At 43.8% G+C, this 14,834-nt stretch carries 13 protein-coding genes, 1 tRNA gene and 1 pseudogene; 7 read left to right on the forward strand and 8 right to left on the reverse strand.

Features of this window, described 5'->3' with window-relative positions:
• The first annotated feature begins 31 nt into the window (after positions 1-31).
• Complete coding sequence (locus tag B8983_RS01945; protein ID WP_084282166.1) at positions 32-865, forward strand: inositol monophosphatase family protein; 834 nt, start codon at positions 32-34, stop codon at positions 863-865.
• Positions 866-1,054: 189 nt separating this feature from the next.
• On the opposite strand, the gene B8983_RS01950 is transcribed toward B8983_RS01945, so the two are convergent.
• The 3 genes from B8983_RS01950 to B8983_RS01960 all read right to left on the reverse strand — a co-directional run bounded on the left by B8983_RS01950 (position 1,055) and on the right by B8983_RS01960 (position 3,188).
• The gene (locus B8983_RS01950; protein WP_084282167.1) at positions 1,055-1,834 is read right to left on the reverse strand and encodes a UDP-2,3-diacylglucosamine diphosphatase; all 780 of its coding nucleotides are present in this window, start codon (positions 1,832-1,834) and stop codon (positions 1,055-1,057) included.
• A gap of 19 nt (positions 1,835-1,853) precedes the next feature.
• Positions 1,854-2,351 (reverse strand): peptidylprolyl isomerase, encoded by a 498-nt coding sequence (locus tag B8983_RS01955; RefSeq protein ID WP_084282168.1) that lies wholly within the window; start codon positions 2,349-2,351, stop codon positions 1,854-1,856.
• 114 nt (positions 2,352-2,465) lie between these two features.
• Complete coding sequence (locus B8983_RS01960; RefSeq protein WP_084282169.1) at positions 2,466-3,188, reverse strand: tetratricopeptide repeat protein; 723 nt, start codon at positions 3,186-3,188, stop codon at positions 2,466-2,468.
• Positions 3,189-3,699: 511 nt separating this feature from the next.
• Here B8983_RS01960 and cysS point away from each other — a divergent pair.
• From cysS to B8983_RS01990, 6 genes are all read left to right on the forward strand, one after another.
• Entirely contained in the window at positions 3,700-5,148 is a 1,449-nt protein-coding gene (gene cysS / locus B8983_RS01965) for a cysteine--tRNA ligase (RefSeq protein WP_084282170.1), read from the forward strand.
• Complete coding sequence (locus tag B8983_RS01970; protein ID WP_084282171.1) at positions 5,148-5,780, forward strand: DNA-3-methyladenine glycosylase family protein; 633 nt, start codon at positions 5,148-5,150, stop codon at positions 5,778-5,780. The genes cysS and B8983_RS01970 overlap by 1 nt, the downstream gene beginning before the upstream one ends.
• Before the next feature lie 157 nt (positions 5,781-5,937).
• Positions 5,938-6,906 (forward strand): acetyl-CoA carboxylase carboxyltransferase subunit alpha, encoded by a 969-nt coding sequence (locus B8983_RS01975; RefSeq protein WP_084282172.1) that lies wholly within the window; start codon positions 5,938-5,940, stop codon positions 6,904-6,906.
• Positions 6,875-8,185 (forward strand): tRNA lysidine(34) synthetase TilS, encoded by a 1,311-nt coding sequence (gene tilS / locus B8983_RS01980; protein ID WP_084282173.1) that lies wholly within the window; start codon positions 6,875-6,877, stop codon positions 8,183-8,185. The genes B8983_RS01975 and tilS overlap by 32 nt, the downstream gene beginning before the upstream one ends.
• 140 nt (positions 8,186-8,325) lie before the next feature.
• A complete protein-coding gene (locus B8983_RS01985; protein WP_084282174.1) occupies positions 8,326-9,570 on the forward strand; it encodes an aspartate kinase in 1,245 nt (414 codons plus the stop codon).
• A gap of 134 nt (positions 9,571-9,704) precedes the next feature.
• Positions 9,705-9,797 (forward strand) — tRNA-Ser (locus B8983_RS01990).
• Between the two features lie 972 nt (positions 9,798-10,769).
• Here the strand turns inward: B8983_RS01990 and B8983_RS02000 are convergent.
• From B8983_RS02000 to tnpC (B8983_RS02020), 5 genes and pseudogenes are all read right to left on the reverse strand, one after another.
• A pseudogene (locus B8983_RS02000) lies at positions 10,770-11,373 on the reverse strand (IS3 family transposase); the annotation flags it as partial.
• A 74-nt stretch (positions 11,374-11,447) separates the two neighbouring features.
• Positions 11,448-11,750, reverse strand: a complete 303-nt coding sequence (locus tag B8983_RS02005) for a hypothetical protein (protein WP_084282176.1) — start codon at positions 11,748-11,750, stop codon at positions 11,448-11,450.
• Positions 11,747-13,375: an IS66 family transposase gene (tnpC, locus tag B8983_RS02010; protein ID WP_084282177.1), complete on the reverse strand. Its 1,629-nt coding sequence runs from the start codon at positions 13,373-13,375 to the stop codon at positions 11,747-11,749. The genes B8983_RS02005 and tnpC (B8983_RS02010) overlap by 4 nt, the downstream gene beginning before the upstream one ends.
• A gap of 102 nt (positions 13,376-13,477) precedes the next feature.
• Positions 13,478-13,825 (reverse strand): IS66 family insertion sequence element accessory protein TnpB, encoded by a 348-nt coding sequence (gene tnpB / locus B8983_RS02015; RefSeq protein ID WP_369405836.1) that lies wholly within the window; start codon positions 13,823-13,825, stop codon positions 13,478-13,480.
• 256 nt (positions 13,826-14,081) lie between these two features.
• Positions 14,082-14,834: IS66 family transposase (tnpC, locus tag B8983_RS02020; RefSeq protein ID WP_143736064.1), on the reverse strand; the 753-nt coding region annotated here is incomplete at its 5' end.

Raw genomic sequence — 14,834 nt, forward strand, 5'->3', positions numbered from 1 at the left:
AACAAGTTGTTCATTTACTATAAAGAATTTTATGCATCCAATGATGAACGTGGCTGTTAAAGCCGCCCGTAATGCCGGTACGATTATTAGTCGTGCTGCCCTCAATATTGAGCGTCTGCAAGTCGCACGTAAACAACAAAATGATTACGTCACGGAAGTGGATCGTGCTGCCGAAGCCGCGGTCATTGACGTACTCCGCGAAGCGTATCCGCATCATCATTTTTTAGCAGAAGAAACGGGTTACATCAGGTCAGATGGAGAACAACTAGGCGCAATGAGTTGGGAAGATGCAATTCGTCAAGATGATCCTGAACAGGATCACCATGTGTGGGTCATTGATCCCCTTGACGGTACTACAAACTTTATTCATGGTTTTCCACAGTTCGCTGTATCGATCGCTTTAGCGGTGAATGGCGTATTACAACAGGCTTGTATTTACGACCCTAGTCGTGATGAGTTGTTTACGGCTACCAAGGGTGCAGGTGCCTACCTGAACAATCGTCGCTTACGGGTTGCTACTGAAACTAGATTATCCGAGTGTTTAATTGGTACGGGTTTCCCATTCAGAGATGATCAAGATTTAGATCAATACACCAAGAACTTTAGAAAAATGACTAGACTCTGTGCCGGTTTGCGTCGTCCAGGTGCAGCATCTTTGGACTTGGCCTATGTGGCGGCAGGTCGCTTTGATGGTTTCTTTGAGGCAGATTTGAAGCCTTGGGATATGGCGGCAGGAGTTCTATTGATTCAAGAAGCCGGTGGTCTCGTTGGCAACTACCAAGGGGATGAAAGCTATTTCCATACGGGTCAAATCATGGCAGCTAATCCAAGAATTTTTGCTCAAATGGCGCAAATTTTGGCATAAAGCATTTTGTTTGGTAATGCGCAGGCGTTACCAAACTTTACAGATAGATCAGCGCCGAGATAACTGGCAGAGGAAATCTGCTCATCATTTTGTGTTTTTGTTGGTAAGGTGAATCATCCGCCAAAACGTGAGTTGTTGGCTAAAGCTACCGACGAAATTTCAATCACGAATACGGATACCAGAGAGAACTTAAGCCAGACTTAAGACCTGAAGACCACTCGCGTTGATGCGAAAAGCACTGGCATGCGGCAGCATCTCAGGATGGTCAAAATCCCAATCTGATAACACCCAGCGTTGCCAATGTTGATCCGCTAGAGATTCTTTGTGATACTTCGGGCGGTGGGTATGACCATGAATGAGCTTGGCACATCCTAGTCGTTTGGTTAATTTGGCACAAGCGTCTAAAGTAACATCTCCTTTGAGATTCGCTTGGGCAAGATCAAAATATTGCTTCCGTTGATATTTAATCGTGGCTCTTCTACGGAGTCTTTCCGCCATCTGTTTGCGATAACGAATTGGAATACGCATAAAGAGCTTTTGTAGCCAATGCAAGCGCGTCATCCGGCGGTAAAATTGATAAGCTGGGTCAGCTGTACATAAAGCATCACCATGGGTTAACAACCACTGTTCACCACCTATGGTGATTAAGCTTGGATCTGGAATGACTTGCCAATTTGCTAGCGTCTTAAAAGATTCGCCGAGCATAAAGTCGCGATTACCCGCCATAAAGTAAACCGCTACCCCGCTTTGTACGAGGGCTTTAATCTGTTGGGCAATATCTAAGTGGAAAGGGGTATGCAAATGTGCATCATCCCCCACCCAAAATTCAAATAAATCGCCGATGATAAATACTGCTTGCGTAGTGCGCGCTTCATTTTCACAAAACTCAATAAAACGTTTCGCTGTGTAAGGATAAGCTGGCGTTAAATGAATATCAGAGATAATCAGCGCGCTCTCATAAGCAATCATAGATAGGCGATCTTAGAATTTAAATGACTTTAGCTTCGATCACAAGCACATCTTCCTTTGGCACATCTTGGTGGAAGCCGCTGCTACCAGTAGGTACTTTGCGAATCGCATCAACGACATCCATACCATCAGTGATTTCACCGAATACTGCATAACCCCAACCTTGTGGAGTTGGTGAAGAATAATTTAAAAAGGCGTTATCAACCACATTGATAAAAAATTGTGAGGAAGCAGAGTGTGGTGCGCTTGTTCTTGCCATGGCAACCGTACCACGGGTATTTTTTAAACCATTATTGGCTTCATTTTCAATTTCAGCATTGGTTTTTTTCTGTTTCATGCCAGGCTCCATACCGCCACCTTGCACCATAAAATCTTTGATCACACGATGAAAAATCGTGTTGTTGTAATGACCGGCATTAACGTACTCTAAGAAATTCGCAGAAGTCTTAGGCGCGAGTTCTTCATTTAAAGTGATAGTAAAGCTACCGTGATTGGTAGTAAATTGAACTGAAGACATTATTTTCCTTTTTAAAAAATCAAACTAACAACATTAAACCTGAATTATCCAATGAATCGGTATCTCGATTGAGTATAAAACACTCCAACAAACTGCATGGAGGACACCTTCAACTTATTGGGTGATTGCTTCAGCGAGTTTTTGCTTCCTTTGCGCCTCAGATAATCTACGATTATTTTCAAAAGCCTTTGCATAGTGTTGGGCAGCAATCTTCGTGTACACATCTCCTAAGTTTTGCAGTGCTGTGGCGTACTTGGGAGAAAGCTTTAAGCACATTTCTAAGTTTTCACGAGCGAGTTCAAGTTTGCCGGCATTGGCATACAGTACCGCTAAATTGTTATAGGGTTCAGGCAACTCAGGATATTGATCAATCATGCTTAATAGCGTCAGCCTCGCTTGTTCGAGCTGACCTTTTTCAATCAAGATGCGCGATTTCACAAATAACAACTGTATATTTTTTGGATTTTTCTTCGCTGCTAGTTCGATTTCCTGCAGTGCCTCGTCCCACATTTTCTGTTTGATGAAATTATTGATCTTTAAAGGGATTGCACTTTGCGATGTTTGGGTTATCTCCGCATTTTTGAGTGCCATGAAGGGCGTTGCGAGAGAAGGAGTCATGGGCGTAGACTGCATGCCGGTATTGTTTGCCGTCATGGAGGTGGATAGGCCAGTTGGCGAGTAAAGACCTAAATTTTGTGGCGGTAAATTGGTCGCCTCTTCGAGTGAGCTTGGAATCACATGATCAGGGTTCATTACCACGGGATTGGACCTAGCAATGATTAAAGGATCTTCGCTAAACAAACTTTTTAGCGGCGTAGAACAAGCGCCTAGGAGCATTGTCAAACCTAAACCCAAGAACAAACTAAAGCATGAATGTTTGAGCCGTTGGCGAAAACCGCCATGCAAATTGTTTAGGGAGAGAATATGTAAAGAGATCAAATGACTTGTCGATTTTAAAGTACGGCGTTTTGTTTTTAAATTAAGGCGATTCTAAAGTAAGGTTACCTAAATAATAGTCTAAGTTGTTCGGGCGGCAGTATTGTTTTACTCAGATGCCGCAAAAGCTGCGGTATTTTTAAGATTACCCAAAAAGCAAATGAGGCAAATGAGGCAAATGAATCTTTTTATCGAATCACTCGTTGCAACACGCAAATTCAAATATACTACCTGACCTTCATAATTCTCATTTTACAATAGACAATTGTTAATTACTTTTATGCGAATGTGGCAGTTTTTCTGTTAAGACCTGGATTTGGACTCAAACCTCAAATTCTTTAAAGGTTTTTCAAAAACTACTATCATTTAGACATCTTACTTAACCGCCTCAACTACAACTTTAAACGTCCATATGCTGCAAATTTATAACACGCTCCATCGTCAAAAAGAAGACTTTCACCCTATTCAACCGGGAAAGGTCTCGATTTATGTGTGTGGCATGACGGTCTATGATTTTTGTCACGTTGGTCACGCTCGGGTGATGGTGGTCTTTGATATGGTGGTGCGTTGGTTGCGCGCTAGTGGGTATGAAGTGAAATATGTGCGCAATATTACGGATATTGACGACAAAATTATTAAACGTGCGGTAGAAAATGGTGAGTCGATTAAATCGTTGACGCAGCGTTTTATTGATGCCATGCATGAGGATGCGCATGCTTTAGGCGTGTTAGATCCGGATGCAGAGCCACGAGCGACCGATTATATTGAATCAATGCAGGGCTTGATTGGTAAGCTCATTGAGAAAGATTTAGCCTACCAAGCGGATTCAGGCGATGTGATTTATGCCGTTCGTAACTTTCCGGGATATGGCAAGCTATCTGGTAAATCATTAGATGAATTAGAAGAGGGTGATCGCGTGATCATCGCTGGGGATAAAAAAGATCCGCTAGATTTTGTGCTATGGAAATCAGCCAAGCCAGAGGAGCCAGCCGATACCCGGTGGCTCTCTAAATGGGGTGAAGGACGTCCTGGTTGGCACATTGAGTGCTCGGCGATGTCCTGTGACCTCTTAGGTAGTCACTTTGATATTCATGGCGGTGGTGCTGACTTGCAGTTTCCGCATCATGAGAATGAAATTGCCCAGTCCGAAGGCGTGTTTCGTACCTTTGATGCCAATGGCCAGTCCAGTGATCCGGAGTTAGTCAATTACTGGATGCATAACGGGCATGTACGCGTCAACGATGAAAAGATGTCAAAGTCTTTAAATAACTTTTTTACTCTGCGCGATGTTTTAAAAGAGTATGACCCTGAGGTGATTCGTTTCTTTATTTTGCGAGCCCACTATCGTAGTCCCGTGAATTACAGTGACGCTACGCTAGATGAGTCAAGACAAGGTCTTGAGCGTCTTTATACTGCCTTAGCCTTGCTCGGCGATACAGATATTCAAAGTGTCGAGCTGGACGCTACCTTTGTAGAAACCTTCACGGCTGCGATGAATGATGACTTTAATACGCCAGAGGCGATTGCGGTGTTATTCAATCTCTCTACCGAGACGAATAAAGAAAAAGATCGCCTGAAAGATACAAGCGAGTTATCTGCCCGTTATTTGCAATTAGCCTCTACCTTAAAGTCTTTAGCCAATGGTTTGGGATTGCTCGAGCGTTCTACCAAAGAATTTTTACAAGGTGGTCATCTATCAATCACTCCTGAGGCGATTGAAGCAGCTATTGCCGCTCGTATTCAAGCGAAAAAAGAGAAGAATTTTAAGTTGTCGGATCAAATTCGTAGTGATTTATTAGCTCAAGGGATCGTCCTAGAGGATCAAGCTGGTGGCATTACTATTTGGCGTAAAGAGTCCTAATGCCTGAAGAGTTGATCCAACCGGAGTATTGGGATGAGGCCTGTACGGTGCTCATGAAACAAGACCGTATTTTAAGAAAACTGATTCCTAAGTTGCGGGATGAGGGGATTACTTCGAGGGGCGATCCATTTTTAACCTTAGCCCGTTCCATCGTGGGACAGCAGATTTCTGTAGCCGCTGCGCAAACGGTTTGGAATCGTTTCGAGGCGTTGACGCCGAAGGTGACACCGAAAAACATTTTGGCCCTTGATGCGCAATTGATGCGTGCTGCGGGCTTATCACTCCGAAAAGTAGAGTACGTGAAAGACTTGGCAGATCATTTTCAAAACAAAGGTTTAAATAAGGTGAAATGGTACCTGCAAGAGGATGAAGCGGTGATTAAAGAGCTGACTGCGATTCGGGGTATTGGCCGTTGGACGGCAGAGATGTTTTTAATGTTTAACTTAAAACGACCGAATGTGTTGCCACTAGATGATGTGGGTCTGATCAAGGCAATTTCGAAAAATTACTTTAGTGGTGAGACGGTAACTAGAAGCGAAGCCCGTGAAGTAGCTGATAATTGGGCACCTTACCGCTCAGTAGCCACTTGGTATATGTGGCGTAGTCTTGATCCAGTCCCTGTCGATTATTGAAAATCGCTGGGCAAGTTCCTGTGTCGATACCTGATTGCTTGGCAAAAAAGTTCCCTTCTCCCGAAATATGATTGTAAGTCATTGATTTGTTGTTCATTTAGAAAAGTTTTTTTAATTTTGACCTCAAATCCTCATAGAACAGTTGTAAAATGCTCCCATGAAAACCACTTTCTTAGATTTCGAACAGTCCGTCGCTGAACTGGAAAGCAAAATTGAAGAATTACGCTTTGTTCAAGATGAATCTGCAGTTGATATTTCAGACGAGATTTCAAGGCTCGCAGATAAAAGCCAACAATTAACCAAGGATCTTTACTCTAGGTTGACGCCATGGCAAGTCTCACAAATTGCCCGTCATCCGCAAAGACCTTACACACTCGATTACGTCCAACATTTGTTTACTGATTTCCATGAGTTACATGGCGATCGATCCTTTGCCGATGATTTATCGATTATTGGTGGCCTAGCACGTTTTAATGGTACCTCCTGTATGGTGATTGGTCATCAAAAAGGCCGTGATACGAAAGAGCGCGCGATGCGTAATTTCGGCATGAGTAAACCTGAGGGGTATCGTAAAGCAATGCGTTTGATGCGTCTTGCCGAAAAATTTGATATTCCTGTTTTTACCTTTGTGGATACGCCGGGTGCATTCCCTGGGATTGATGCGGAAGAACGGAATCAATCAGAGGCTATCGGACACAATCTCTACACGCAAGCCGAATTAAAAGTGCCAATTATCTCGACCATTATTGGTGAGGGTGGCTCTGGTGGTGCGCTGGCGATTGCGATGGGGGATATGGTCATGATGCTCCAGTACTCGACTTATTCCGTGATTTCACCTGAAGGCTGCGCTTCCATTTTGTGGAAAACTGCCGAGATGGCACCGGAAGCTGCTGAGCAATTAGCACTCACTGCCAATCGGATTAAGGCTTTAGGTCTGATTGATAAGATTGTGAGTGAACCGGTGGGTGGTGCTCACCGTGATCATGCTGGCATGATGGTGCTTCTAAAACGTGCCTTAGCGGATTCATTACGACAACTTACAGGCTTGACTGTCAAGGAACTGTTAGAACGTCGCCATGAACGATTCTTAAGTTATGGCAAGTTTAAAGACACTTCCGCTCAATAATTCATTTGGTATTGAAATGGGTGGCCGGATTGCGGTTGCCTTTAGTGGGGGACTGGACTCAACCGTACTATTGCATAGTATGGTTGCAGCCCATGGTCATGAGCATGTGATGGCCTTACATGTGCATCATGGTCTGCAGGAAATCGCCAAGGATTGGATTGCACACTGTGCCAAAATTGCCCAAGACTACGATATTGAATTTGATCATCGCTCAATTTCTTGGAAAGAAAATACTACAGAACTCAATAATCTTGAAGCGCGTGCGCGGGCCGTCAGGTATCAAGCCCTCCTTGAGATGTGCGAAGTTCACCAAATCGAACATTTACTGTTAGCACATCATCAAGATGATCAAGCAGAAACCATTCTCTTACAACTCTTCAGAGGGGCTGGAGTGCAGGGCTTATCCGCCATGCCTTCGCAAAAAGAGGTAAGTATGGGGAAGGTCACGGTTTGGCGACCGTTCTTGGAAATTACGCGCGCAGAACTTGAGGCGTATGCACGCTTCTATCAACTGGAGTGGATTGAAGATCCGAGTAATCAGGATGAAAAATTTACCCGAAACTTTATTCGTCAACAACTCATTCCTTTGATTGAGGAGGTGGCACCACAGTTTCGTAGTAATTTGAGTCGTTCTGCGAAGCACTTTAGTCGAGCACAGCGATTGCTTGATCAGTTAGCGGAGATCGACTTAGCCACCATCCAAGTCAAACAGAGTTTACAGATCAAGCCTCTCATCAAATTACGATCTGCAGATGTCGATCGCGCCACCAATGCACTGCGTCGATGGTTGGCAATGCAGGGTCTGCGGATGCCTAGTGAGGAACGTTTGAATGCCTGGTGGTTAGATATGGACCGGCTTAAAGACCTGGATGATCAACGCTTATCTTGGCAACACGATGGTCATGTACTACGTGTATGGCGGCAGCAGTTATCGATCGTCGATAAAAACATCGAAGGGCATTGGGTATTTCAGCCATTGGCAGATCCTCTGCAAGGTTGGGGCCTGTCTGAGAAAGACTATCAGGAAGCGTCTGCTACCCAGCGTCTTCATGAGGCAGAGCGAGTGGGTGGCGAAAAATTACGGATAGCACCGAAGTCTGCCAGAAAGACTTTAAAAAATCTTTTTCAAGAATTATCCGTGCCACCTTGGGAAAGAACTGCACCCCTCTTAATGCTAGGTGAGGAAATCCTTGCCGTCGCTGGCGTTGGCATGAATGTTGATCTTTGTATGAATGCCGGTCCACGATGGGTAGCACATTGGGAATTACTTGAAAAATAACTCTAACTGCAAACAAAGCATCTAGGGTAATTCTGGGAGCCTTTTGCAAACCTGCCAGAATATTGCGACAAGGTGTAAAATGTCTCTTTTATTAAATTGAGCATCTATTGCAGCAGTTTGCAAAAGACAAAGACATATTTATGGCATTAATTGTTCACAAGTACGGCGGTACCTCAATGGGTTCTACGGAACGCATTAAAAACGTCGCAAAACGCGTTGCTAAATGGCAAAAAGCCGGTCATCAGATTGTGGTGGTTCCCTCTGCGATGTCCGGTGAGACCAATCGTCTCTTGGGTCTTGCTAAAGAGATTACGCATCAACCAGACCCGAGAGAGTTAGACCAAATTGCCAGTACTGGTGAGCAGGTTAGTTCTGGTTTGTTAGCCCTCGCTTTGCAAGCAGAAGGCATCCCTTCTGTGAGTTATGCGGGCTGGCAAGTCGCGATTCAAACGGACTCGGCACACACGAAAGCGCGGATTAAATCGATTGATAAAGAGAAGGTTTTAGCTGAGCTGAACCTTGGTAAAGTGGTTGTCATTACTGGCTTCCAAGGGGTAGATGAAAAAGGCAATATCACAACTTTAGGTCGTGGTGGTTCCGATACCTCAGCTGTGGCGGTTGCTGCAGCCATGGGTGCAGAAGAATGTCTGATTTATACCGATGTGGATGGCGTTTATACAACCGACCCAAGAGTCTGTGATGAAGCTCGACGCCTCGACAGAATTACTTTTGAAGAGATGATGGAAATGGCCAGCTTAGGATCGAAAGTGTTACAAATTCGATCTGTAGAATTTGCTGGTAAGTATCGCGTTAAAACCCGCGTTCTCTCATCATTGACTGACCCAATGATACCGCTCGACATTGAAATGAAGTCTGGCACATTGATTACTTTTGAGGAAGATCCAAAAATGGAAGCTGCAGTTATTTCAGGTATTGCCTTTGCAAGAGATGAAGCAAAAATTACGGTTTTAGGGGTGCCGGATAAACCAGGTATCGCTTATCAAATTCTAGGCCCAATCGCAGAAGCGAATATTGATGTGGATATGATTATCCAGAACCAATCCGTTGATGGTTTCACAGACTTTACTTTTACCGTCCCTCGTGGCGAATACCAAAAGGCATTGGAATTGTTGAAGTCAACAGTCCAAGCGCACATCGCTGCGAGAGAGATTTCTGGCGATCCAAAAGTGTCTAAAGTTTCAGTAGTTGGTGTTGGTATGCGTTCACACGTTGGTATCGCTAGCAAGATGTTTAGAACTCTCTCTGAAGAGGGGATTAACATTCAGATGATCTCTACGAGCGAAATTAAGATTTCTGTATTGATTGACGAGAAATACATGGAATTAGCGGTTCGCGCTCTGCACAAGGCTTTTGATTTAGAATAATCGTTCTTTTTAATCGATAGAATTAAAGATTCAACGCTAAAAGTTTCAAAAGGGTTGATAAATCCGTTAGAATAACGGTTGTTTGTTTAGCTGCTAATTGCACTTTGTGCGTCAGCAAAAGTTTTATGTTGTTCGGAGACGTGGCCGAGTGGTCGAAGGCACTCCCCTGCTAAGGGAGCATCTGGTCAAAAACTGGATCGAGGGTTCGAATCCCTCCGTCTCCGCCAGTAGTACTTATAGATAAAGCCCTTACGGGCTTTTTTTATTTATACATACCATAAAACATACCAAACAGTTTTGAATGGTGACGGCTTCTTAGTTCATGCTGTTGTTGATCTGTTGGGTTGTGTAAATTGATTTGTATTGTTGACATAGGGGTACGCCTTGCTCTTTTTGAGTATCCTGACCCCCGCCGCAGTACCCCCACCGCCTAAAATTGGCTTGATGGTACCTAATTCACCTTACACTCTAATCTGCTCAAACGATTTTGAGTTTTAATTTTTTTTTAGTAGAATAATTTTATGTTTAATGACTCCATCTTTCTCCAAAAAATATCTTACGAGCTGGATGAATATCTGTTATTCAAATCAATAGAAAATTTAAGCTATTCGGAGTACATGAATTACCGCAACGATTATTTGCAATTCGCTGTAATAAATGATCTGATTAAGACAGACACTCCAGAAGCAAAAAAAATGTATTGGAGTCGCATAATACAACACATTAAAAATGAGTATGGTTTCGTGCCACCAGTATCCACTTCAAAGTCGGCAATAGAAAAACGATATCAAAGGATGGGGTGAGCAATCCAAATAGAATACGTATATTAAGCTAATAGCTTTGTGCTCCCGACTGCGGCCTGTAGCTGCGGTTCGGGAAAAATGTTTCAAACTCCTTTTGCCTCAAAACCTCATGAATTTTTTGGATTTGGTTTCAAGCCGTGAAATTGCGGATTGTTGCAAAAAAGACTTCGAACATTATTGAATGAAATTTCGTAACCCTCCGGTTAATACCGTCTTGCATTACCAACGAAATTAATATACCTGCTGCTTGAGTTATTTGTTATGTAAAGTTGTTTTGCGTAAGAATAGCGGTGAAACTTTCCACTCTTAGTTGTCAATAGTCCAAATGGTAACGGTCTTTTTCTTAAATCCCATTGTAATCTCCCCATTAATAACTGAACTCAAAAGTAGAGTAATTTAAGCAGCAATAGCCAGCCGCTGTTTCGGGGTAAAACTGCCCAATGCCATGTTTGGACGTTGATGATTATATTTATACATCCATTGTGTTGCAAACATCTGAACTACGTAAATACTTTGCCAATAATGCTGAGATAACCATTCATATCGAACAGTGCGATTAAATCGTTCCATATACGCATTTTGTTGTGGCTTGCCTGGTTGGATATGTTGAATCTGGATTTGATGCTTGCCTGCCCATTCCATCAGTTTGCCACTAATGAGTTCGGGACCATAGTACATTGTCTGCTCGAATCACACAGGGCTTACCTCGCCAACCAATAATTTGATCCAAACTCCTTATCACTCGTTCGGAGGGTAATGAAAAATCCACTTCAATTCCTAAATCCTCTCGATTAAAGTCATCAATGATATTAAACAACCGAATGCTGCGCCCATCCTCTAGCTGATCATACATAAAATCAATTGACCATACTTGGTTGATTGCTAGTGGAACAGTTAAGGCCTCCGGCTTATCACGCACCAGACGCTTACGTGGCTTGATCCGTAGGTTCAACTCTAACTCTCTGTAAATACGATAAATACGCTTATGATTCCAGGTAAAGGTAACCCTTCGGTCAATACCGTCTTGCATTACCAACGATATTAATATACCCGCTGCTTGAGTTATTTGTTTTGTTAAGTTGTTTTGCGTAAGTACAGTGGTGAGACTTTCCACTCTTGGTTGTCAATAGTCCAAACGGTAACGGTCTTTTTGTTAAGCCGCATCACCGTACCCTGTTTAGTATCGCCATCTTTGGCAGTAAAGTTCACCTTATCTCCCGGTCTAAACTGGGCCATTTGGTGATTATTCTTTGCTTGGGCAAGATGTCTTAGCTGCTCAACCACCATATGATTCAAATATCGCAGGTCTTCCTCGCTCATTTGACGCAAGGCTTGGGTGAACAGTTCACGATCAAGGATGGTGTGATTCGAGCTCATTGTTCCACCTTGTTCGGTTGACAGTTATCCTCTGGGATGGTGACATTCCAAGGCAACAGCTCGCTAACCTTGTTGACCGGATAATCTGCAATGACACTTAAGACATGCCTTAGATATTTTTCTGGATTGATACCGTTCAGCTTTACGGTGCCAAGCAAACTATACATGGTCGCTGCACGTTCACCACCTGCATCAGAACCTAGGAACAAATAGTTCTTTCTACCTAAAGCGACTGTTCGTAATGCTCGTTCAGCGGCATTGTTATCCATCTCGATTAAACCATTATCCAGGTACCGACATAATGCTTCCCATTGATTCATGGCATAGCCGATGGCATCCGCAGTCAAGGATTTACGCGATACCGTGCTCAACTGTTCTTTGAGCCAAAGATGTAAAGCTTCAACGATTGGTTTAGCAAGCTCTTGTCGTACTTCTCGTCGTCGTTCCGGTGGACTTCCTCTAATACCAGCTTCAATCTGATAGAGTTCACCAATTGTCTTGAGAACATGAGTACTAATCGGCGTCGGGCTCATTTCATGGATGTCATAAAACTTCCGTCTCGCATGCGCCCAACAAGCAGCCTCAATCACCCGACCTGTTTCAAAGAGGGCGTTATAACCTGGATAAGCATCCGCTTGTAAGATGCCTTGGTAATCTTTGAGGTGAGTCTGTGGATGGATCCCTTTACGATCCGGCGAGTATTTAAACCAAACGGCTGGTGCCGTGATGTCACCAGCAGGACGATCATCTCGCGTATATACCCAGAGACGACCTTGCTTGGTTTTACCATTACCTGGAGCCAACACATTAATGGGGGTATCATCCGCATGCAACTTACCTGCTGCAAAGACATAACGCCGTAAAGATTCTATCAGGGGGCGCAATAATTGATGTACTCCACCCACCACATCACCTAAGGTACTTTCGCTCAACTCAATGCCTTCACGCAGGGCTTGTTGGCATTGACGATAAATCGGTAAGTGATCCATGTACTTGGAGATGATCACATGACTCATCAGGCCAGGACCAAAGGAACTTCTTGCAATCGGACGGCTAGGTGCTGGGGCTTGCGCCATACGGTCACAACAAGTACAACTTAATTTTGGTCGAATATGACGGATGACACGGTAGCTAGCAGGTACATACTCGAGAACTTCACTGACATCCTCGCCAATCTTCTCCCAAGAACCACCACAATCCGGACAAGCAGCTTCGCTTGGTAAATGCTCTTCATTTTGTCGTGGTAAGTGATCTGGTAACGGACGACGCTTTGGCGCACTGCGTTCCTTCACTTCAGCAACTTCAGTAAATTGGGTTTGCATCCCTTGGGTAATATGTAATTCTTCTAACTCAAGTTCGAACTGATCAATCTGGGCATTCAGTTTTTCAGACTTTTGACCGAACATCGCCCGTCGAAGTTTGGCAATCAAATCAGTTAATCGTTTGATTTCTTCGTTGTCATGAACTTGACTAATCTTGAGGGCATTGCGCTCTGACTTCAGTGTTTCGACATCCATTTTGAAGGCGTCACGCTCTAATGCTAAAGCATCTATTTGCACTAATTGCGCCGACAACATCGCTTGTAATTCAGCAACATTATCAGGGAGTTGGCGACTTATTTCCATAGGATTTATTTTATCAAATTCGTCGTTTTTTATCAATAAAAAACACTAAATAATTCAATAAATCATTGGCTCTGAGCCGATTTTATAGCACCTCTTTTTAACCTAAACTTGGCTCGGTTTTTGGGTCCGAATGGGTCTTCTCCAATCAATACCCTCTAACAACATCGAGAGTTGAGCTTGGGTTAAATGGACTACTCCTGAAGAAGCATCAGGCCAAATAAATCGACCACTTTCTAACCTTTTAGTAAAAAGACACATGCCGTCACCACTCCACCAAAGTACTTTGATACGATCTCCTTTACGTCCTCGGAAGACAAATAAATGACCACTAAATGGATCTTCTAGCAAACTACCTTGAATGAGACTAGCTAAACCATCAAAGCCACGTCGCATATCCGTAATGCCTGCAGCTAGCCAAACACGCACTCCAGTAGGGAAGCCGATCAGCACTTGAGGACTTTTAGAACATTACTGAGTACTTCTGGAGATACTGCCCCATGTACTAAGACTCTCGCATCACCGAGTATAATTTCCAAGTGGGCTTCTTGGTTTTCTTGACGGATCTCAGAAGTTTTGGGTACAGGCTGAGTCTTTGGAGAAACCTTGATCGGTATGAAACTAGCAGTCTTTTCAGTTTTACTCAGTTCACCGCGACGATAAAGCGTAAGCGTGTTGCGAACACATGTCGCATTTTGTTGGATTTGTGTTAAGGCGAACTGGGTTGCCAGCGATGAGGCAATAATTCTTCGATCTGGTTGTTCTTTTGGGTCGGCAACCTGGTTAGAACATCTTTGATATAGGCATATGGATCATGACCATTCATTTTCGCTGACTGGATCAAACTCATGATGGCAGCAGCGCGCTTTCCTGCACGTAACGAACCCGCAAACAACCAGTTCGACCGGCCGATGGCAATCGGACGAATCTGATTTTCAATCCAATTATTATCAATGGGTAATTGACCATCATCGATGTAACGCGTGAGTGCTGGCCATCGCTTCAAGGTGTAATCTAATGCCCGTGCCGTAGCAGAACCATCGGTGATCTTCATGCGCTGTAGTTGCATCCATTCAAAGAGTACATTCGTAATTGGGCGAGATCGTTCCTGGCGTATGTTTTGTCGACTCTGGCAGTCCAATTCTTTTACTTCTCGCTCTATCTCATAAAGTTGCCGTATGAGCTCAAGGGCATGTTCTGCAATCTGACTTTTATTCGCCACATGCAACTCAAAAAACTTGCGTCGTGCATGTGCCATACAACCGACTTCGGTCACGCCATTGGCAATCATCGCTTTGTAGCCACTGAAGTCATCACAAACTAAACTCCCTCGCCAGTCCCCTACAAAGTTACGCGCGTTCTCACCAGATCGACTCTCTGCAAAATCGTAGATGACTGCCTTCAACTCCTCATGAACTCCAGGTGCGTAAGCCCATAAATAAGCTCGGTGTGTTTTCTTATT

This window comes from Polynucleobacter kasalickyi (assembly GCF_900176405.1).
GTDB lineage: Bacteria > Pseudomonadota > Gammaproteobacteria > Burkholderiales > Burkholderiaceae > Polynucleobacter > Polynucleobacter kasalickyi.

What these genes read in the sequence shown, in the direction of transcription:
- B8983_RS01955 (WP_084282168.1), bottom strand. Translation starts at nt 2,351, where the DNA reads ATGTCTTCAGTTCAATTTACTACCAATCACGGTAGCTTTACTATCACT.
- B8983_RS02005 (WP_084282176.1), bottom strand. Translation starts at nt 11,750, where the DNA reads ATGAGCTCGAATCACACCATCCTTGATCGTGAACTGTTCACCCAAGCC.
- B8983_RS01970 (WP_084282171.1), top strand. Translation starts at nt 5,148, where the DNA reads ATGCCTGAAGAGTTGATCCAACCGGAGTATTGGGATGAGGCCTGTACG.
- B8983_RS01945 (WP_084282166.1), top strand. Translation starts at nt 32, where the DNA reads ATGCATCCAATGATGAACGTGGCTGTTAAAGCCGCCCGTAATGCCGGT.
- B8983_RS01975 (WP_084282172.1), top strand. Translation starts at nt 5,938, where the DNA reads ATGAAAACCACTTTCTTAGATTTCGAACAGTCCGTCGCTGAACTGGAA.
- B8983_RS01960 (WP_084282169.1), bottom strand. Translation starts at nt 3,188, where the DNA reads ATGCTCCTAGGCGCTTGTTCTACGCCGCTAAAAAGTTTGTTTAGCGAA.
- B8983_RS01950 (WP_084282167.1), bottom strand. Translation starts at nt 1,834, where the DNA reads ATGATTGCTTATGAGAGCGCGCTGATTATCTCTGATATTCATTTAACG.
- tilS (WP_084282173.1), top strand. Translation starts at nt 6,875, where the DNA reads ATGGCAAGTTTAAAGACACTTCCGCTCAATAATTCATTTGGTATTGAA.
- cysS (WP_084282170.1), top strand. Translation starts at nt 3,700, where the DNA reads ATGCTGCAAATTTATAACACGCTCCATCGTCAAAAAGAAGACTTTCAC.
- B8983_RS01985 (WP_084282174.1), top strand. Translation starts at nt 8,326, where the DNA reads ATGGCATTAATTGTTCACAAGTACGGCGGTACCTCAATGGGTTCTACG.
- tnpC (WP_084282177.1), bottom strand. Translation starts at nt 13,375, where the DNA reads ATGGAAATAAGTCGCCAACTCCCTGATAATGTTGCTGAATTACAAGCG.